General features: G+C 56.3%; 18 protein-coding genes. 12 read left to right on the forward strand and 6 right to left on the reverse strand.

All coding sequences use genetic code 11. The features are described from left to right. Nucleotides 1-11: 11 nt before the first annotated feature. Complete coding sequence (locus ACA043_RS15040) at nucleotides 12-494, forward strand: UvrD-helicase domain-containing protein (protein ID WP_497657301.1); 483 nt, start codon at nucleotides 12-14, stop codon at nucleotides 492-494. Beyond that, entirely contained in the window at nucleotides 491-697 is a 207-nt protein-coding gene (locus ACA043_RS15045) for a hypothetical protein (RefSeq protein WP_497657302.1), read from the forward strand. The genes ACA043_RS15040 and ACA043_RS15045 overlap by 4 nt, the downstream gene beginning before the upstream one ends. A 636-nt stretch (nucleotides 698-1,333) precedes the next feature. Here the strand turns inward: ACA043_RS15045 and ACA043_RS15050 are convergent. Both ACA043_RS15050 and ACA043_RS15055 read right to left on the reverse strand, forming a co-directional pair. After that, complete coding sequence (locus tag ACA043_RS15050) at nucleotides 1,334-2,620, reverse strand: tyrosine-type recombinase/integrase (RefSeq protein ID WP_497657303.1); 1,287 nt, start codon at nucleotides 2,618-2,620, stop codon at nucleotides 1,334-1,336. Between the two features lie 1,478 nt (nucleotides 2,621-4,098). Then, complete coding sequence (locus tag ACA043_RS15055) at nucleotides 4,099-4,710, reverse strand: dTMP kinase (RefSeq protein WP_489880493.1); 612 nt, start codon at nucleotides 4,708-4,710, stop codon at nucleotides 4,099-4,101. A 321-nt stretch (nucleotides 4,711-5,031) separates the two neighbouring features. On the opposite strand from ACA043_RS15055, the gene ACA043_RS15060 reads away from it, so the two are divergent. Both ACA043_RS15060 and ACA043_RS15065 read left to right on the forward strand, forming a co-directional pair. Beyond that, the gene (locus ACA043_RS15060; RefSeq protein ID WP_489880492.1) at nucleotides 5,032-6,129 is read left to right on the forward strand and encodes a carboxynorspermidine decarboxylase; all 1,098 of its coding nucleotides are present in this window, start codon (nucleotides 5,032-5,034) and stop codon (nucleotides 6,127-6,129) included. A gap of 28 nt (nucleotides 6,130-6,157) precedes the next feature. Then, entirely contained in the window at nucleotides 6,158-7,402 is a 1,245-nt protein-coding gene (locus tag ACA043_RS15065; RefSeq protein ID WP_187679874.1) for a saccharopine dehydrogenase family protein, read from the forward strand. 164 nt (nucleotides 7,403-7,566) lie between these two features. On the opposite strand, the gene ACA043_RS15070 is transcribed toward ACA043_RS15065, so the two are convergent. Beyond that, a complete protein-coding gene (locus tag ACA043_RS15070) occupies nucleotides 7,567-7,965 on the reverse strand; it encodes a nuclear transport factor 2 family protein (protein ID WP_401264131.1) in 399 nt (132 codons plus the stop codon). A gap of 187 nt (nucleotides 7,966-8,152) precedes the next feature. On the opposite strand from ACA043_RS15070, the gene ACA043_RS15075 reads away from it, so the two are divergent. From ACA043_RS15075 to ACA043_RS15090, 4 genes are read left to right on the forward strand one after another with little or no spacing between them, the layout of a single operon-like run. Continuing rightward, complete coding sequence (locus ACA043_RS15075; protein WP_497657304.1) at nucleotides 8,153-9,340, forward strand: ABC transporter substrate-binding protein; 1,188 nt, start codon at nucleotides 8,153-8,155, stop codon at nucleotides 9,338-9,340. A gap of 10 nt (nucleotides 9,341-9,350) precedes the next feature. Further along, nucleotides 9,351-10,220: a branched-chain amino acid ABC transporter permease gene (locus tag ACA043_RS15080; RefSeq protein ID WP_497657305.1), complete on the forward strand. Its 870-nt coding sequence runs from the start codon at nucleotides 9,351-9,353 to the stop codon at nucleotides 10,218-10,220. Then, nucleotides 10,217-12,709, forward strand: a complete 2,493-nt coding sequence (locus tag ACA043_RS15085) for a branched-chain amino acid ABC transporter ATP-binding protein/permease (RefSeq protein ID WP_497657306.1) — start codon at nucleotides 10,217-10,219, stop codon at nucleotides 12,707-12,709. Before ACA043_RS15080 ends, ACA043_RS15085 begins: the two co-directional genes overlap by 4 nt. Beyond that, nucleotides 12,706-13,932 (forward strand): amidohydrolase family protein, encoded by a 1,227-nt coding sequence (locus ACA043_RS15090; protein WP_489880489.1) that lies wholly within the window; start codon nucleotides 12,706-12,708, stop codon nucleotides 13,930-13,932. Before ACA043_RS15085 ends, ACA043_RS15090 begins: the two co-directional genes overlap by 4 nt. A 19-nt stretch (nucleotides 13,933-13,951) precedes the next feature. Here the strand turns inward: ACA043_RS15090 and ACA043_RS15095 are convergent, their stop codons facing one another. The 3 genes from ACA043_RS15095 to ACA043_RS15105 all read right to left on the reverse strand — a co-directional run bounded on the left by ACA043_RS15095 (nucleotide 13,952) and on the right by ACA043_RS15105 (nucleotide 17,451). Continuing rightward, nucleotides 13,952-14,644: a GntR family transcriptional regulator gene (locus ACA043_RS15095; RefSeq protein ID WP_187679868.1), complete on the reverse strand. Its 693-nt coding sequence runs from the start codon at nucleotides 14,642-14,644 to the stop codon at nucleotides 13,952-13,954. Between the two features lie 115 nt (nucleotides 14,645-14,759). Beyond that, entirely contained in the window at nucleotides 14,760-16,331 is a 1,572-nt protein-coding gene (locus ACA043_RS15100) for a gamma-glutamyltransferase family protein (RefSeq protein WP_497657307.1), read from the reverse strand. Between the two features lie 208 nt (nucleotides 16,332-16,539). Then, a complete protein-coding gene (locus tag ACA043_RS15105) occupies nucleotides 16,540-17,451 on the reverse strand; it encodes an SDR family NAD(P)-dependent oxidoreductase (protein WP_497657308.1) in 912 nt (303 codons plus the stop codon). A 160-nt stretch (nucleotides 17,452-17,611) separates the two neighbouring features. Here ACA043_RS15105 and ACA043_RS15110 point away from each other — a divergent pair, with 160 nt between their 5' ends. From ACA043_RS15110 to ACA043_RS15125, 4 genes are all read left to right on the forward strand, one after another. After that, nucleotides 17,612-18,532: a LysR family transcriptional regulator gene (locus ACA043_RS15110; protein ID WP_489880485.1), complete on the forward strand. Its 921-nt coding sequence runs from the start codon at nucleotides 17,612-17,614 to the stop codon at nucleotides 18,530-18,532. 271 nt (nucleotides 18,533-18,803) lie between these two features. Continuing rightward, nucleotides 18,804-19,271, forward strand: a complete 468-nt coding sequence (gene cynS / locus ACA043_RS15115) for a cyanase (protein ID WP_187680568.1) — start codon at nucleotides 18,804-18,806, stop codon at nucleotides 19,269-19,271. A 101-nt stretch (nucleotides 19,272-19,372) separates the two neighbouring features. Beyond that, nucleotides 19,373-19,621 carry a DUF2790 domain-containing protein gene (locus ACA043_RS15120; RefSeq protein WP_497657309.1) on the forward strand — a complete coding sequence of 83 codons (249 nt, stop codon included), beginning with the start codon at nucleotides 19,373-19,375 and terminating at the stop codon, nucleotides 19,619-19,621. Nucleotides 19,622-19,659: 38 nt separating this feature from the next. Continuing rightward, nucleotides 19,660-20,322, forward strand: a complete 663-nt coding sequence (locus ACA043_RS15125; protein ID WP_497613950.1) for a carbonic anhydrase — start codon at nucleotides 19,660-19,662, stop codon at nucleotides 20,320-20,322. Nucleotides 20,323-20,331: the final 9 nt, after the last annotated feature.

The following is a 20,331-nucleotide window of genomic DNA, read 5'->3' on the forward strand; positions in this document are numbered from 1 at the left end:
CGCGAGAGCTGATGGCCGCCACGCCGGTGTTGTTACGAAGACTTGAGTTTCTTTACGACGAAATTCTGATCGACGAGGTGCAAGACTTGAGTGGCTACGACTGGGAAATCGTCCATGAATTGCTTGAGTTGCGGATCGACGTCCGAATGGTTGGTGACGTGCGCCAAGCGGTGCTTTCGACCAACCCGAGGGGACAGAAAAACAAACAGTATGGGTACGCAGGTGCGCTTGAGTGGTTCCTTGTACGCGAAAAGGGAGGGCTGCTGAGCATTGACTATGCGACAACGACTTACCGCTGCCGAACTGAGATCGCGACGTTCTCTGACTCCATTGTTGATGCGTCATGGGGCTTTCCAGGAACAACGTCAGAGAACCACGCGGTGTCTGAACATGATGGCTTGTACTTGGTGCATTCAAAGCATGTCGAGCGGTTCCGGCCTCAGTGTATTCGCAGCACCAAGCTTCAGGTAAGGAGCTCTCGTTTGACTTTATGAATTTCAAGGTTTCGAAAGGCGCCGCATTCGAGCGTGTGCTGATCATGCTTACCGCGCCCATCAAGGCCTTTATCCAGAAGCAGATCTACCTGGAATCAACTCCCGCAGCCGCCTTTTATGTTGCAGCTACGCGGGCAAAGCAAAGCCTGGCGATCATCATCGACAAACCTGGTAACTCCAAACTGCCGGTGTGGGTGCCATAATTGAAAGGAGCAGGGCGCTCATGAGGGTAATGATATCAGGGCAGAGCGAAAGGATATCGCTGTGCGTAGCGTTAATTTCGCAAGAACAGAGCCTGAAGCCTCGCGCAGGGGACTCGTATCGAGCGCCGAATTCGTTGAGAGCGCCGCTATGGCCGCCACGCAGGAACAAGCAAGCGGAGCGCTCAGGCGTGAGCAGTGTCAAGACGGACGCCTTGCGGGCGGCTTGATTCGCGACAGTCGAGCTCGGAGAGCCCCCCACAGGATGAGCTTTCAGGATTTTGCATGAGGGGTCAGGAGCTTTTGGAAGCTTGCAATATCGCACAACAAGTCATCTAGCTATTTGCTGCACGTAAGCCTAATAAGAGGAGTGTTGCCTAAACCACGTATCCCACCAGTCGCTGAGGAGGAGCAATGCCAAGTCAAGATAGCTTTCAACATCAAGTCGTGTGGCTGATGTAGAGATTCAGCCCACAGACAAATTAGTATAGTTAGCTCAACTAAATAACTATTTAGTTGAGCTATAATGACTTGCTAGAAACAACCTGCAAAGAGTAGGGCAGGCCTGCTATATCCTAACCACGCCACGCAAAGAAACGTTAGTTGGCACTTTTGGCGCTTGATTTTTGTCTCTGAAAATTAGTCGCGATTTTTCAAACCCAATTTTTTAAGAGAGTACGAGCGCTTATCTTCATAACTGCTGTAGTAGATGTCCTGAGTTGTCGACAAATTGTTGTGACGTAGATCCATCTGTAAGTCCTTGGCGTCTCGCCAGGGGGCATCAAGTGTCGCAGCCGTATGCCTTAACCAGTGAGTGGAGGCCAGTAGCAGAGCCTCGATTTCGCCCGACTGACGACCTTCGCTCACCATCTCATCAATGGCTCGGTCGAACAGTTCCTTGATGATCGAATGAACCATTCGAGTGGATAACCCTGGACGACCATTCAAGGTCGCAATCAGAGGGGTTTGCTCATGAGGTAGTGGCAGTTCGGACAGCCCCATGAACCGCCGGTAGCGCTTTAGGTACCGATCAATATATTCCGGCCTAACCGCTACCTTGGCGGCTTTGTCACCCTTACCAATGAGGTGGAACCACCAGTTGCCTTCATGATCTGCCTTGAATGAGCCCATTGTGGGCTGCCAATTCACTCGACCACAGACATCTGAAACGCGTAGGTACATCGAGAACAACGTCGCGGCGATGAACAGGGTGCGTTCATAGCGCTCAGGAGCCGTTGCTGCCATTTTTTCAGCGGTGGTAAGTACGAAGTCCCATTGAAGAGGCGTAAGGGCGCGTCCGGTTTGCTCCATTGAGCGCGACGCTTTGAAGCGCGACTTCTGTTTGATCGCTCTGAAGGGATTCGCCGACGTCAGACCCTCATCGAGACCATATTCGTACAAGCTGCTGCAAACCGAGAAAATCTGGGAAATACTCCCTCGGGACGGCTGATACGGAGCGCCGGTACCCGGGCCGTCAAGATCAGCGGCATCAGGCGTGCGATTCGCTGACTTCACTGAGAATGGTCGCCAGCGTGGATTTGTGCACAACCCTGAATCTTTGTCTGACGCCTTGATCAGAAATCTGCTGCGTGTCACGGGGCCAAGCCAGCCCGTGGGTGGATTCATGCAGAATTCCAAGAAGGCTTCGGCATCTGCGCGACGCAGCTCCATGAGGGGCTTCTTTCTGATCAACAATGCCCAAAGCAGCAGGCGCTCGGCATGTGTGCGATACGAAACGAATGTAGCCTCGACGTTGGAGTATGAACGCAGAAAACCACTGACGGCTTCGAAACCGTCTATGGGTTTTAGCAAAGCATCAAAGTTCGCTAGATAGTTCATCACCAGCGGTAGGCTCGGGTCGGGCTCATCGCTAGTGTGGTTGATGAATTCTTTATAGGTGTTAAACAGCGGATATGGGCTCGGCATCTCGCCATCCTTCTTTGAATGCTGGATTGCACACTTCCGATTCTGGGAGTTATCGGAAGTAGGGTGCGTATTCTTCCGTTTGTTCGAGGCGAGCGTGCTCGTCTGCTTGGATGAGTCGATCATCGCATAGCCCTAACCATTTGATTGATGGCATGTAGGTTATACATGGCAAACATGTCTTTGCAAGATTTCTCTACAAAGCTTGACTGATGATCAGGCAACTAAAGACTAATTAGTTATATATTGACAAGCTTTGACCGAGCCCTGCTGAGGAACGCCGACCGCACGGCTGAAGGCCCGAGGCTGTGCGGGTTCTGTACTCAAATTACCCAACTATTGAGAGGTGCCCATAACGCTTTAGATGGAGGGCTTTGTGACAACCATAATCCAAGGGCCATTTTTAAAAGATTCAGCCATTTTTAAAAGTGTTTTAGCTGCACTGCCCTAATAATGCGGGCTGTCCGGCATCAACCGCCATAATTAGTGGGCCTGACCAGTTTTAAAGGTTTCAATCATTTTTAAAAGCTGTTTCAAAGCTGTTTCAAATGAAGGTGTTTTTTGAACAGCCAGTAATCAGCCCATGAAAAATACTCTTGAAATTCAGAACAGTTAGTGATTTTATAATGAAGCTTCTTCGAAGCTTCAGCCCGGAATACACCTTTCGATACGCTTCTTTCGCCTATATAGCGCTAACCCTCCCAATTGAATCTCTCCGAGCCGAAATATCGGTCGCTCACTCCAATGTTTATCCACGCAACGCGCGCCAGTGTTGCACGCCCTCAACCAAGCTTAGCTTTCATGGCGCAGGCGAGGTTTAGACTACCTAGGTGTAGTTCCGGGTTGCTGCCCTGATATTCGATCTTTCTGGATCTTCGCCTACCGGTCGATGAGACTGGAATATTCTGATGCGAACGATCGAACCTACGCGGCCAAGCACATATTGAAAGCGATTTTTAGGTTTCAGAAAATCGCAAACCATCGTTTTCATTGGGCTACAGACGGGGTCATTTTTAAAGGTTTTAGCCAGTTTTAAAAATGGTCGTGCATTCGGGCTCTTTATTGCACTGGTGCAACATGCTCGAAATGGGCGCTTACTAGCACGTGTGGAAGCATTTCTACGCGGCATACGGCGCCCCGAACCAAAGAAAAAGTAGTCATACCACGTGTTAGGGCCTATTCCGCCAGATTAAAAAGCACTGAAATGGCGTCTCCGAGAGTGGGGAATGTTCTCAAAGGCACGACCTACAAGGCTTTCGAAACAAAAATGGTAGCGCCACTTAAGGCGCCATCTTTAAGGGGGGGCCACAAAGGGGCTGATTTTCCGGCCGTTTCATATTTAGCTGTTTATTCGCATATTTAAAAAATCTCGACAGCAACGGGGCTAATCCCGAAACATCGTGTTACGTGTAATGTATATTATGTTAAATCGTGTATTGCGCTATACATCCCTGCAGCAACACCTGCCTCTATTTCGACAATCAGCCCAACACCTCATAGATCTCAGAAACCACCTGCATCGTTGCGACTTCAATCGTTCCTTCATTACGGCATAGAACCCAGCCGTGATCGGCAATCGCTTGTTCGAACAACTCGGTACACGCGACGTGCTCTGCGTACTTCTGGATCACAGTGCCGCCCAGTCCCCGCGATCGTGTCGCGGCCCTTGCCCATGAAATATCCGGCGCGGTGACGACGCCGACATGCAGGTCTGGCACTCGCACGTCTCGATCCATGTTCATCTGGAGAATCTCGGCAAACGGGATTGTTTGTCGAAACGCGGCATCAGACGGATACCAGCGATCGATCAAGATGATGCTGTCCAGCGGCTGTTTAGTCAGTACGTGTCGGGAAATCCAGCAGCGGCTTTCAGCAAAGCTCTGGCACACAGCCCACTCCAGATCCCTGGAAGGATGTCTGGCAAGCTTGTTAACCAGGGCCATGGTTTTACCCCTGTAGGGATCGCTTTTCCTCTCGCAAAGTCGGACAACTTTCCTATTGTCAGCCCTCAGTACTTTCGTAACGGCCTCCAACAGTGTGGTTTTACCGGTGCCCTTGGGCCCATCCAGAGAAATAAACAGCGGACGATTCATTGGTCACATAGCGATAGATGTACAGTTTCTGGCTCTGGACGTTCGCTGGCACCGCTTGATGCAACTGCGCGAAAACAGAAATGGACGACCACTCTAACCTCAATTCAGCAATTCCATCAGCGCATCCCTTCCGCGATGGTGCACTTCCCTCCCCTCAATCAAGTTCGTTTCGAAACCCCTTGCTCAGAGCCTGACATCAGCCAACATTCGCGCCCTGCGTGTTGATTAGCTCAATGAGTCGTACGCTCAGCTCTTTCGATATGGAGTCAGTCCGGGCACAATGCGCATCCTTTTTTGGCTGGCCTTGCCGGAGGCCTCGAAATGATCAAAACACCGTACTACCTCATCGACAAACAGAAACTGCTGACCAACATGCAGAAGATTGCCTATGTGCGCGAACAGTCCGGGGCAAAGGCCCTGCTGGCGCTCAAGTGCTTCGCGACCTGGTCGGTGTTTGATTTGATGCAGCAATACATGGACGGCACCACCTCGTCGTCGCTGTACGAGCTCAAGCTCGGCCGGCAGAAGTTCGAAGGCGAAACCCACGCCTACAGCGTGGCCTGGGCCGACGATGAGATCGAGGAGATGCTCGACAATTGCGACAAGATCATCTTCAACTCCATCAGCCAGCTGCAACGCTTTGCCAAGCGCGCTGAAGGCAAAGTCCGCGGCCTGCGAGTCAACCCGCAAGTCAGCAGTTCCGATTATCTGCTTGCCGACCCGGCGCGTCCGTTCAGCCGTCTTGGCGAATGGGACCCGGTGAAGATCGAAGGCGTTATCGATCAGATATCCGGCTTCATGTTCCACAATAACTGTGAGAACGGTGACTTCGGTCTGTTCGACCAAATGCTCTGCACCATCGAAGAACGCTTCGGTGAGCTGCTGCACAAGGTCAGCTGGGTCAGCCTGGGCGGCGGTATTCACTTCACCGGTGAAGGCTATGCGCTGGATGCTTTCTGTGCGCGGTTGAAGGCGTTTTCGCAAAAGTACGGCGTGCAGGTCTACCTGGAGCCCGGCGAAGCGGCGATCACCAACAGTGCCTCGCTGGAAGTGACGGTGCTCGACACCCTCTACAACGGCAAGCACCTGGCAGTGGTGGACAGCTCCATTGAAGCCCATTTGCTTGACCTGCTGATTTATCGCCTCAACGCCAAACTGGCACCGAGCGACGGTGAACACACCTACATGGTGTGCGGCAAGTCGTGCCTGGCCGGGGACATCTTCGGCGAGTACCAATTTGACCGTCCGCTGGCCATCGGAGATCGACTGTCATTCATCGATACCGCGGGTTACACCATGGTCAAGAAAAACTGGTTCAACGGCCTGAAAATGCCATCCATCGTGGTAAAGCAACTCGACGGAACGGTCGAAGTGGTGCGCCAATTTGGTTATGAAGACTACCTGTCCAGCCTTTCGTAAACGGACAGATAAAGGAGAGTAAAAGCAATTGAAAAAGAACGTTCTTATCATTGGTGCAGGAGGTGTCGCTAAGGTGGTGGCCCACAAGTGCGCACAGCATAACGATGAACTCGGTCGTATCGCTATCGCGTCGCGCAACATCTCCAAATGCCAGGCCATCATCGATAGCGTCAAGGCCAAGGGTAGCCTCAAACAACCCGCCGACATCAAAGCCTTCTCGCTGAATGCGCTGGATGTCGAGGCGACCAAGTCGCTGATCCGCGAAACTGGATCACAGATCGTCATCAACGTCGGTTCCGCGTTCCTCAACATGTCGGTACTGCGTGCCTGTATCGATACCGGCGTAGCCTATCTGGATACTGCCATTCACGAGGAGCCGGGCAAAATCTGCGAGACGCCGCCCTGGTACGGCAACTACGAGTGGAATCATCTCGAAGAGTGTAAAGAGAAGAACATCACTGCCATTCTCGGTGTGGGTTTCGACCCAGGTGTGGTCAACGCCTATGCTGCACTTGCGCAGCAACAGTATTTCGACCGAATTGAATCCATCGATATTCTCGACGTCAATGCCGGTTCCCATGGCAAGTATTTCGCCACCAATTTCGATCCGGAAATCAATTTCCGTGAGTTCACCGGACAGGTGTGGAGCTGGCAGAACAGCCAGTGGACCAGTAACACCATGTTCGAAGTCAAGCGCACCGACGACCTGCCAGTCGTAGGGTCGCAGAATCTGTACCTGACCGGTCACGATGAAGTGCACTCGCTGTCGAAGAATCTGGACGTGCCCAACGTGCGCTTCTGGATGAGCTTCGGCGAGCACTACATCAACGTGTTCACCGTACTCAAGAACCTCGGCCTGCTGTCCGAGCAACCGGTCAAGACCGCCGAAGGCCTGGAAGTTGTGCCGCTGAAAGTGGTCAAGGCCGTGCTGCCTGATCCGAGTTCGCTGGCGCCCGGCTATACCGGCAAGACCTGCATCGGTGATCTGGTCAAAGGCACCAAGGATGGCCAGCCGCGTGAAGTGTTCATCTACAACGTGGCCGACCACGAGGAAGCCTTTGCCGAAACCGACAGCCAGGGCATTTCCTATACCGCTGGCGTACCGCCAGTCGCTGCTGCCCTGCTGGTCGCCCGCGGCGAGTGGGATGTCCAGCGTATGGCCAACGTCGAGGAGCTGCCGGCTGAGCCGTTCCTCAAGGCACTGGATGTAATGGGTCTGCCGACCCGCATCAAGGACGAGAATGGAGACCGCCCCTGGAACGGCGACGCCTAAGGCTCGCAACATTCAGGGGTGCTTCACTGCCTGCTCCGAAAACGCCGCTCATTGAGCGGCGTTTTTGTATGCACATAAAATCAGGACACAACTTCTGAACATTGTTGCGCTGGCTTCTTGTTCCTGACCGGTGACCCGACCTGTCGCCTCAACACTGCGTGAACTCAAGCCTTGGCGATTTCCGGCATCAGAAGCCATTCGGCGCTGTCGTTCCAGACATCCATGTGGGTGATCTTGCCGTTGCGCACTTCGAATCGATCCAGATAGCGATTTCCGGAAAAACTGCGGCCATCGGACCACTCGCCATACAAGGTCCCGTTGGAATACACCACGGTGTGATCACCGCGATCCATCCAGTCGAAGTTGCCCAAGGCTTTTTTTACCCAGGCATAACGGGAACCGTTGAACGCCGTGATGGCCTGTGGGTCGGGCATGACCCGGCCGCCGGTGAAAGTGATCTTCACATCGGCACTCATGAAGGTTGCGGCCCTGACGGGATCGGGCGCCATGGAGGCCTCGAGAAAGCTGCTAACAATCTGCACGTCTGTATTTGCCTGCGACATCGTCGAATCTCCTGACTGACTATTGATAAGCACTGGATCGACGCCTCTGCTTAGTGCAGGGCGCGTTAATTTGGCGCGTTTAGTCCAAGTTGTTTGTGCCCCGTCACCCGGTTTTACTGGGGCGGCTGACTGGCATCCTACTTGCTAGCAATAATTATGCAAATGCTAGCAATCAGGAGAACGATCAATGGCCTTCCCGCTTTTAAACCTGCAGCGTCTTGTGTTTCCCGTGGCTGCGGCAGTCACGCTCAATATGGCTTTGTTTGGTGGTGCCCAGGCGGCCGAGCCTCCGATCAAGGTTGGTCTGGTCGCAGCCCTTTCGGGTCAGTCGGCGAAATCCGGCGAAGCGCTGACTCGCGGCCTGACCATCGCCATCGATGAGGTCAATGCCAAGGGTGGCGTGCTCGGCCGACCACTCGAGCTGGTGCGTCGCGACGACGAAAGCAATCCGTCCAAAGGCATGCTGGCGGCGCGCGAGTTGGTTCAGCGCGAGAAAGTCACCGTGCTCTTCGGTGGGCTGGACACCCCGGTTTCCCTGGCCATCGTGCCTCTGGCCAACCAGCTGAAAGTGCCCTTCATGGGCATCTGGGCCGCCGGCACGAAAATCACCGAAAACGGTGCTGCGGATAACTATGTGTTCCGCGTCTCTGCCGTCGACGAACTGGTGGACGAAGCGCTGGTGGAATACGGCGTCGAGAAAGGGATGAAGAAGCCGGGGATGATCCTCATCAATAACCCGTGGGGCGAATCCAATGAAGCGGGCTTCAAGCGCGCCCTGGAGAAACGCGGTTTGGCCAATGCCGGCGTCGAGCGTATCCAGGACAGCGATCTCGATGTGGTGCCTCAGCTCACTCGCCTTAAAAACGCCGGCGCCGACACCCTGCTGATGGTCGGCAACGTCGGCCCATCGGCGCAAGTGGTCAAGTCTCTGGATCGCATGGGGTGGGACGTGCCGGTGGTTTCACACTGGGGCCCGGCCGGTGGCCGCTTCGGTGAATTGGCCGGCCCGAACGCTTCGCGGGTCCACTTCGTCCAGACCTACGTGTTCACAGAACACAACAGCGCCAAGGGCGATGCAGTGCTCGCCGCACTGAAAAAAACTTATCCGCAGATCAAAGGCCTGGCCGACGTCACGCCCGCCGTGGGCATTGCCAATGCTTACGATGCTCTGCACTTGAGTGCTCTGGCCATTGAAAAGGCAGGCAATACCGATGGCCCTGCCGTGCGCAACGGCTTCTATGCGATCGAGGGCTATGACGGCCTGATCAAACAGTACCAGCAGCCGTTTACGGCACAAAAACATGACGCGCTGGGGCCGGACGACTATCTGTTCACTCATTTCGTCGACGGCCAGATCGTTCCACTCAAGCCCTGAGGAGTTCGCCATGTTCACCGCCGCCATCGTCACCGGCCTTGGGCTAGGTAGTATGTACGCCCTGCTGGCGCTGGGTTTTCACCTGACCTACGTGGTTTCACGCACCGTCAACTTCGCTCAAGGCAGCGCCATGATGGTCGGCGCCGTTCTGGGTTACACCTTTTGCATCACCTGGGGATGGTCGATGTGGCTGGCACTGCCGGCAACGCTGATCCTCAGTGCGCTGTATGGCCTGGTGATCGAGCGCTGGCTGGTGCGGCCGTTTCACAGTCGTGGTTCTCAGGCTTGGCTGATGGCAACGGTGGCCGGCGGCATTCTGGTCGATAACCTGGCGTTGTTCACCTTCGGCAAAGAGCCTCGGCAATTCACCAGCAGTCTGCTCAACGTCAATGTCGAGCTGGCAGGCGCCAGTGTTGGCGCGCTGCAACTGTTGATCCCCTTGGCCGGCGGAACCATCGCGCTCGCGCTATTTCTGGTCCGGCGTTACACCCGGTTGGGCAAGGTGCTGGAGGCCTGCGTGCAAAATCCACGTGCGGCCATGCTGATGGGCATCAACGTCAATCGGGTGGTTGCCATCGCTTTCGCCATCTCAACCGTGTTCGCGGCCCTGGCGGGTCTGCTGATTGCGCCCCTGTTCAGCGTCAATGCCGAGATGGGTTTGCTGTTCGGCCTCAAGGCGTTCGCCGTAGCGATCCTTGGCGGGATTACCAGCGCCGGAGGGGTCTTTGCCGCCGGCTTGATATTCGGTCTCTCGGAGGCGCTAATCACCCTGTATTTCGGCTCGGCCTTCACGCAGATATTAACCTTCGCCCTAGTGATTCTGGCGTTGGCGATCCGTCCAAACGGCCTGTTCGGCAGTCAGGCACTGGTGAAAGTATGAATGACTTCAAAACTCTGCTCGGCCCGGTGTTCATTGCGTTGTTGGCGCTGCTCTGCGTTGTCATGGCGTTCACGCTAGACAGTTATTCCCTGTTGGTCTTCACCCTCTGCGCGCTGGCGGCAGTGGTCGGTGTAGGGCTGAATATATTGATTGGCCTGAGTGGCCAGATCTCCTTCGGCCATATCGCGTTTTATGCCATCGGCGCCTATGTTTCGGCACTGCTGACCATCGCGGGCTGGCCGTTGTGGCTGGCGATGCCGGTGACGGCTGTCGTCACCGGGCTGATCGGCGCTTTGCTGGCGATTCCTGCGTTGCGTGTCAGCGGTCCTTATCTGGCGATGATCACCATCGCGTTTGCCTTCATCGTCCATCACAGCCTGATCGAATGGCGTGACGTTACCGGTGGTTCCAACGGTTTGATGGGCATTCCGTTACCGCAGTTCGCCGGACTCGATCCGGCCATCCTCCTGGCACTGCTGGCCACTGCCTTGATGATCGGCGCCCTTGCGTTTTATCAGCGTCTGCGCCACAGCGGTTGTGGCAAAGCCATGCTCGCCGTCAAGGCATCGGAGATTGCCGCCCGCTCGCTGGGGTTCAATCCGGTTCTGAGCAAGACCCTGGCCTTCGCCCTGTCGGCCGCGCTGACCGGTCTGGCGGGTGCTGTGCTGGCGCCACTGTTGATGTTTATCAACCCCGAATCCTTTCCGTTCTCGCAATCGATCCTGTTCGTGCTGGCCGTCATTGTCGGTGGCAGCGGGACATTGTTCGGCCCTTTACTGGGGGCGTTGCTGATTGTGCTGGTGCCGGAATTACTTTCGGATTTCGCCGAATACCGCCTGTTGATTTTCTCGACCTTGCTTCTGGTGGTGTTGTGGATCGCCCCCAACGGGTTATTGGGTGCGCTCGCTCGTCGCTGGATCAAACCAACGCACTTGGTACCACCAAACACGATCAATCAAGCGAGGCTGGCCGCGCATCTGCAAAGTCGAGGGGCTTCGAGCGGTTTACGCGTCACCGACATCGGCATTCGCTTCGGCGGCGTCCAGGCCGCGCAGCACGTCAATCTGGATGCCCCCGCCGCCAGCATCACCAGCATTATCGGGCCCAACGGTGCAGGCAAAACCACGGTGCTGAACATGATCAGTGGCTTCTACACGCCTGACAGTGGCCAGATCGAACTGCAAACCGCCCTCGCTGGTTTACCCGCCTGGAAAACGGCCCGCGCCGGGATTGCGCGCACTTACCAAACCACTCAGTTATTCGGCGATATGTCGGTGCTCGACAATCTGCTGGTGGCCATGCAGAAAGGCCGCCTCGGATCACCGTTCAGGCTTTGCAGTGCCGAGCAGCGCGACCTTGCGCTGGATCTGCTGGCATTGGTCGGCTATCGCGGCGCGGTCAACATCGCCGCCGAGGACTTGCCCCACGTGGATCGTCGTCTGGTGGAAATTGCCCGGGCATTGGCGACCGCGCCGGCGGTGCTGCTCCTCGACGAACCCGCCGCTGGCCTGAGCCGACGTGACACCGATGACCTGGCGCTGCTGCTGCGCAAACTGGCGGATTTCGGCTTGACGGTCATTCTGGTCGAGCACGACATGGCGTTGGTCATGTCGGTGTCGGAACGCCTGCTGGTGCTGGACGCAGGCAAGCCCATCGCCTTCGGTACACCGGCCGAAATCCGCCAGAACAAACAGGTCATAGCCGCCTATCTGGGCGGGACCGACTATCAGGCGACGCCTCGTGAACAGACTTGGGATGGCAGTCGCGACGCACGCTTGTACGTCAAAGATCTGGTGATCGATTACGGCGCAGCGCCGGTGGTCAACAAGGTCAACCTCGTGGTCAATCCCGGCGAGATGGTGGCGATCCTTGGCGCCAATGGCGCGGGTAAATCAAGCATCTTGCAGTGCCTGGCCGGGCTGCATCGGGCCGCCAGCGGCAGCATCCTGCTGGACAACGAAAACATTGAGATGGTCAGCGCCAGTGGCATCGCCGGTAAAGGTCTGGCACTGGTTCCGGAAGGTCGCCAGGTATTCCCGTACCTGACAGTGCGCGACAACCTGTTGCTGGGTGGTTATTCGCGGCGCGAAGCGTTCGACGCCGATGCCGAAATCGAGGCGTTCCTGCGGCGCTTTCCGCGTTTGCGCGACCGCATCGACAGCCCGGCGGGCCTGCTGTCCGGTGGCGAACAACAGATGGTTGCCGTGGGGCGCGGCTTGATGGCCAAACCCAAAATACTGCTGCTCGACGAACCGTCGCTGGGCCTCTCCCCTGCCATGATCGGCGAGCTGTACGACGCCTTGGCAGCCCTGCGCGACGATGGTGTGACCTTGTTGCTGGTGGACCAAATGGCCAACCTTGCTTTGCAAGTCGCCGATCGGGCGTACGTGCTGGAAACCGGCTGCATCGTCAAATCCGGGAGCGCCGCACAGTTGCGCGGCGACGACGAACTGGCCGCCGCGTATCTGGGCGAAGGCGTCAGCGCATGAGTGCCCTGAAAATCATCAATGCACGCGTCGGCGAAAAGACCTCTGCGGACGCGGTGTTGTACATCGAGAATGGCTGTTTCGTCCCGGCCTTTCACCCGGCCACTACCGCATGGGAAACCCTCGACCTGCAGGGCCGCCTGTTGCTACCGGGGCTGGTCGAGACCCATATCCATCTGGACAAGGCGTGCATCATGCAGCGCTGCCATTTGCAGCAAGGCACGCTGGCCGAAGCAATTGCCCAGACTCGGGCGGCGAAAGCCGAATTCACCGAGCAAGACATCTATCTGCGCGGTGCACAGGTGCTGGACAAGGCGATTCTGCAGGGCACCACGTTCATGCGCACCCACGTCGAACTTGACCCGCAAATAGGGCTGATCGGCTTCAATGCGATTCGACGCCTGCAGACCGATTACGCCTGGGCGATCACGCTCCAGATCTGCGTATTTCCTCAAGAGGGACTGCTCAACAACCCCGGAACCGAAGCCCTGCTTTGCCAGGCGCTGGAGAGCGGCGCCACGGTGCTTGGTGGCTGCCCCTACATGGACAGTGATCCTCTCGGGCAGATTCAGCGCCTGTTCGAACTGGCCGTAACTTACGATTGCGATCTGGATTTGCACCTGGATTTCGATCTGAATCCTGAAGGCATGACCGTCATGGAGGTTGCCCGCTGTACGCAACTGCATGGCTGGGGCGGTCGAGTGACCATCGGCCATGTCACCAAACTATCGACGTTGCCTCGTGAACAGTTGATGGAGTTGGGCCGGCAGTTGGCGGACGTTGGCGTGCAGGTCACTTGCCTGCCCAGCACCGATCTGTTCCTGATGGGGCGCGATGCCTTTCATAACAAACCACGCGGTCTTGCACCCTTGGCTCAACTGCATGCCTGCGGGGTGACCTGCTCGGTCTCGACCAACAACATCGGCAACCCGTTCACGCCCTATGGTGACGCTTCGCTGATTCGCCAGGCCAATCTGTTCGCCAACGTCAGTCAGATGGGCACTGTGCCGGAGTTGCTGCAATGCCTGTCATGGGTGTCCAGTGAATCGGCGCGCCTGCTCCGCCTGACGGATTACGGCCTTCTACCTGGTTGCCGTGCAGATTTCATCGTCTTCGACGCGCCTTCACCGGCAGCGGTGATTGCCGAGATCAGCGCGCCGCTAATGGGCTACAAGGCTGGGCGTCAAACGTTCAGCAGGCCAGCAGGGGTATTACTCAAGCCATAGCGTGGCTTGCGGCAATATTTCAGTCGCTCAACGCCTGCTTGAGATTGAACTCTTCAGGCGCTGATTCTTCCAGAGCCAGTTGCCCTTCCAGCTCGTCCAGGTGTTCGATCATGACCTTGACTGCCTTGGCGTTATCGCCCGCTTCCAGCGCCGTGATGATTTCCTGGTGCTCATCGGACGCGCAGGACGGTACGTCGTTACGCTGATACAGCGCGACGATCAACGAACTGCGCACCATCAGGTTGGCGAGGATATCGCTGAGCACGGTATTGCCGCAGAGCTCGCCCAGCATCAAGTGAAACTCACTCAGTTCCCTGACGATGGCGCGACGGTCGGTGTCGTTGGTGGCTTTGCGTTCGTTGTTCATGTGGCTGGCCACGCGCTGGCGCTGTTTGCGCATGACCGCCGGGGTGATCGCTTCGACAATGGCCCGCTCGATGGCCCGCCGAGCGCTGAATATATCCTTCGCCTCGCGCGCGGTTGGCTGTGCAACCATTGCGCCTCGGTTGGCTTCGATGGTCACGACTTTTTGCATGGCCAGACGCTGCAATGCGACCTGCACATGATTGCGGTTGGCTTGCAGCGTTTCGACGATCTGCGCTTCGATCAATCGCGTGCCAGGCGGCAGACGATGCTGTGCGATGGCCTTATACAGCGCATCGACGATGCGCTGGACCTCAAGCTGTTTGGCGGTGACTGTGGTCAAGCCCATCCTTTCCTCTTTTTCAAAAAAGGCCTCATGCCGTCGCGCAAAACTGCTGACGGTAAGCAATGGGCGGCATTATCCGCCAGCCGCCCGGGCGGCGGCAAACCTTGTGACCGGCAGCTCAGCTCGATTGACCGAGGCTGACGCCCTCCCCCCGGGGATCGTGCATTGCACTGCGGTGATCATCGGCGCCAATCGCGATGATCCCGGCGTGGCCGGTCATGGCGCTAAGTGCCGGAATCACTTCCACTTCGTGGCCCAGTGCGGCGAGTCCTGTGATCGTCGACTCGTGGATATCGCCTTCCAGCTTGAGGTTGTCGGTGCTGTCGAAAAAGCTGCGGCCGAGCAGAAAGCGTGGGGTCTGCAGGGCAAGGTCAATGGGTTGCTGATAGTCGATCAACTGCGTCGCCAGGACCATTTGCGTCTGTGGCTGGCCATCGCCTCCTTGCGTCCCGAAAAACCAGCGACGCCCGTCGTCGGCCAGGTAGCAGGAAGGGTTCAGGGTATGCGCCGGACGCTTGCCCGGCGCCCAGCCGTTGACATGACTGGCGTCGGCATTGAACCCGGCGGCACGGTTCTGCCAGAGCACGCCGGTATCGCCCAGGACGCAGCCGGAGCCGAAATCATGAAACAGGCTCTGGATCAGACATGCAGTACGCCCTTGCTCATCGGTTGCGGCCATCCAGACGGTGTCGGCGGGACGACCGGGTTCGTTCCAGGGCGCCGCACGCTGATCATGGATGGCATCCGCATAGGCTTGAATCTGCGCCGCGTGCAGGCTTGAGGTGAAATCCCGCTCAGACGTCAGCGGATCGCACAATTGCGCATTGCGGCGCAGCAGACTTTGTTTGATCGCTTCAACCAGGTAGTGATAGTAGAGCGCGCTGCCATTGCCGACGTCGGCCAGTGGCTTGTGTTGCAGCGCGGCCATGGCTTGCAAGGTATAGAGCCCCTGACAGGGCGGCGCGACGTTGTACAGCGTGCCCTGACGATAACGCACGGAAATCGGTGCGGCTTCAAGGGCTCGGGTCTGAGCCAGGTCGGCGGCCGTCAAGCCGCAACCCAAGCGGTCAAATGCAGCGCCGAAGGCTTGCGCGAGTTCGCCGTGATAAAAGTCTTCAACACCGTGTCGCCCGAGATGGCGAAGGGTATTGGCCAGTTCTGGCTGGCGCAGAATGTCGCCCTCGCGCAACCAGCGACCTTCGGTCTTGCACAGGTGATGGAGACCCGGTAGTTGCTCGATCAGCGGCTGGCGCAGGGTCTGCCAGAACAATTGCGATTGTGAGACGGGCGTGCCCTGCCCGGCCATGAATGCCGCGTCCTCCAGCAAATCGGCCCAGCCCAGTTTCGAGCCCCACTCATGCCGACTGATAGTCGCCGCCGTCTGCCAACTGGCCAGGGCACCCGCCGTCGTGGCGACCGAAGCCGGTCCACGCAGGCTGATCTTGCCGGCCTCTGGCAAGCGCTGCCCGGCCTGCCCGATCCCTACAATGGTGCGTACCTGACGATCATGGATCATCCACAGCGCATCGCCGCCCAGCCCGGTCATGTGCGGAAAAACCGCTGCAAGCATGGCGCTGGCCGACAACATCGCGTCGATCGCGGTGCCTCCCGCGTCGAGAACGCGCATGCCGGCAGCACTCGCTTCAGCATGAGGTGTACAGACAACCGCGCGGCGCGACGTGGCAATCATAATCAAAGGCCTCTCATATTTTGCTAGCTATAAGTCAATTTATTGCTAGAAAAGCAATAAATGTGCCGGCTCTTGAGAGGCAGACAACATCGAATTTTGCGGTAAGCGTCCGAAGCACCTTTCGACGATTTCAAGCGCCCAAGCGATGACGTCGAATGATTGGAGGCGTGGAGCACAAATGTTTTAAGGTTCTTTCCTGGAGATGACTTCACCCAATCATTCGAGTGGCGATCTCCCACAAGCGCTGCGCGTTATCAGGGTCAACAGCGTAAGGTGCAACGCCCGTGTAATCGGCGGGCCGTTTGGTGACTACCAGCGCCTCGTTACAGTCCTCGAAATAACGACCACCAATGCCTTCCAACAGCGCAGACGCCGCCAGTAATACAGATGTCGCTGCCCCCTGTTGCACGTTCTTCTGACGTTCAATTGGCGTCTTAAGCCCACCGGTGTGCTTCTGAAGTTTGGTTGCGATTGCCCCTGGGTTCAAAGCGTTAGCGAAAATGCCTCGCTCTGCCCAGCGGCGCGTTATCTCTACTGCGATGAGCGCGCATGCCGACTTGGCCTGGGCATATGACGCGAAAGCATCGTATGGGCGGAAGTCGAAATTGAGGTCATCGAAAACCACTGGCCCCAAAAGATTAGCGTTTGAACTCAGCGAAACAATTCGGGCTCCCTCGGCTTTGGTCAAGGCGTCCTGCAACCCAAGCACGAGCGCAAAATGGCCGAGAAAGTTGGTTGCAAACTGCATTTCCCAACCCTGCGCTGTCAACTCGCGCTCAGGAACTGCCATGATCCCTGCGTTATTGACCAGGATATCAAGTGGCTCGGACCAAGCCTCAGCAAACGATTTCACAGAGGACAGATCCGCCAGATCGATTGAACGGATATCAACATTACCCCTGCCCTCCGAGCGCAGTTCGGCGGCTACCGATTCCGCCGCCTCCGGACGCCGCACTGCAAGCGTCACGTTTGCGCCGGCGTTGACCAATGCGCGCGCTGTCTCAATGCCGATACCGGAGGCCCCTCCCGTTATGATCGCCCGTTTACCAGTGAGGTCGACCCCTTCAATGACCTCTTGTGCGGTTGAGTGAAACCCGAACGGTGTAGTGATACGCGTCATGAATTAGTCCTCGCATGTGTAATGGCTGCTGGGCGCCTGGGATGTCACCATTCCCGCTATAGGGGCCCGATCCAGTTAAGTTGCTGCGATCAAGATAGGCCTCAGCACTGTCGCAAACAATCAGGCTAATATCGTATGAACTGATGCAGGAATTAGCACAATGCAGAAATCCGGGCTCCTCGAACTTAACGCTGTGGTCGCCGTTTCCACTCATCGCAGCTTTCGTCGTGCGGCAGTGGAATTGGGAATGTCGCCATCAGCACTCAGTCATGCGATCGCCGCCCTGGAGAAACGCCTTGGCGTGAGGTTGTTCCACAGGACCACGCGCAGTGTTTCGCTGTCTGAAGCAGGCGAGCAATTTCTGGTTCGAGTGCAGCCCGCTCTGCGTGATATATCCGCGGCCATGGAGGCGGTTAGCGAGTTCCGCGATACACCGGCGGGAACCCTGCGGCTGAACACCTCCGAAGGTGCCGCGCAAATGGTGCTAACCCCGGTGGTACTGGAGTATTTGAGGCGTTATCCAGACATGCGGGTGGACATCGTCACCGATAGAAGCCTGGTAGACATCGTCGCTGGTGGATTCGACGCCGGCATACGGTTGGCGGAAAGCGTTCCGCAGGACATGATCGCCATTGCGATCACTCCACCGCTCCGTTTTGCGGTGGTTGCTTCTCCTCAGTACTTCGCGAAATGCAAAAAACCAAAAGTTCCGGCAGACCTGCTCGCACACAACTGCATACGCGTGCGCTTCCCCAGCGGCACGATCTACAAATGGGAATTCGAGAAGCGCGGTGAAGAGCAATCAGTCGATGTCAGAGGATCGCTGACCCTCGATAGCCACCACTTGATGTTAGAGGCTGCTTTGCAAGGTGCCGGCATAGCCTGGACCAATGATTTCGCCGCTTCAGCCCATATTGCGTCCGGAAGACTCATCCGCGTACTGGAGGACTGGACACCTCCGTATCCGGGACTGCGTCTCTACTATCCCGCGAATCGTCATATGCCTGCGGGGCTTCGGGCTTTCGTCAACGTTGTCCGTGAGATTGTGTCGGAGAATCTGATCAGTAAAAAGAAAGGCTGAGCTTCTGTGCCTGGTTCAGCCAACACTGCGATTTCTCGGGAACCGCGTTCAACTGCACCAAACCAAACCAAACCAAACCAAACCAAGTAACCGCCAGTAATCAGCAATATCGCTTCCGAGTTTTAAACGTTCATGAACTCTCCCGACTCGAATCTATAGGTTGAGCTTATGCGAAGCATTGTCTATCGGTCTTGGACGCTATCAAGCAAACGGCAGAACATAGCTTCACACCAAGCCGCACTAACCCAAGCATTCCGATAGGAGAAACACCATGCAACAGTCCCACGCTTACAACGACACCAGTCTTGAACTGACCGCTAAAATTCTGGACGCCAAAGCCCGCAAAAACCTGTCTTTCGAAGACATGGCAGAAGGCACTGGCCTCGGTCTGGCCTACGTGACCGCCGCCCTCCTCGGCCAGCACCCACTTCCAGAAACTGCCGCGAAAGTGATCGGTAAAAAACTGGACCTGGACGCCGACTCGATAGCGCGCCTGCAAATCATCCCACTGCGTGGAAGCCTTTCGGGGGTCCCTACAGACCCGACCATCTACCGCTTCTACGAAATGATCCAAATCTACGGCACTACTTTGAAAGCCTTGGTTCACGAACAGTTCGGCGACGGCATCATCAGCGCGATTAACTTCAAGCTCGATATGAAAAAAGTTGAGGATCCTGAAGGCGGCCACCGCGCGTTGATCACCCTCGACGGCAAGTTCCTGCCACTGCGTCCTTTCTAAGAAAGCGACTGGAAATGTAATTCGGCTCGCACTCGAAGCGGGCCAGCCCAAACACATTTACCCATTTCACCGACTCACCAAATCTAAATGGAGGATTCGTCATGAAAAAATTTCTGTTTCTCGCCCTGTCCCTGTCAGCTTCGTTGTCGGCCTATGCACAGGAAGTTTCAGTTGCGACAAAAGCCACTCCGTATGTCTACGGCATGCACTTGGATATTGCCAAGGTCATCAACATCACTGAAGCAGCAGACATCTGCGGTCCAGTGCCAGTGCAAATGACCTACAAAGATTCGCACGGTGACACTCGTGCTCTTGAATACAGCGTGATAGGTCGCGGCTGTACTAACTGAATGTCACCCAACTTAACTACCTGCTAAAGGCCAATCCCATGAAAGCGCTCATTGAAGGTTTTTTGAAGTTTCAGAAAGAAGCATTTCCGCAACGGACAGACCTGTTCAAACACCTGGCCACCACACAGCATCCAGGCACGTTGTTCATCACGTGTTCAGATAGCCGCGTAGTACCGGAACTGTTAACGCAACAAGAACCTGGCGAGCTGTTCGTAATCCGGAACGCGGGCAATATCGTGCCGTCGTACAGCCCCCATCCAGGCGGTGTGTCGGCAACGGTCGAATATGCCGTGGCGGTGCTCGGGGTGACCGACATCGTGATCTGCGGCCATTCGGATTGCGGTGCAATGACGGCTGTCGCCAAGTGCAAATGCATGGATCACCTTCCCGCCGTCGCCGGTTGGCTGCAGCATGCAGAGTCCGCAAAAGTAATCAACGAGTCTCGCTCTCACGTCAATGACGCGGCAAAAGTAAGCTCGATGGTTCGAGAAAACGTGATTGCCCAACTCGCCAACATCCAGACTCACCCGAGCGTGCGCATCGCTCAGGAAAAAGGCTTGTTGAATTTGCATGGATGGGTTTACGACATCGAAACCGGATCGGTTGACGCTCTTGACTCTGATAACCGCAGCTTCAAATCGTTGGCACAGTACCCTGATACCTGCGCTGCACACGCTCGCGAAGAAAAAGCCGCAGCCTGACATTGTCTA

This window comes from Pseudomonas sp. LBUM1648 (assembly GCF_059716145.1).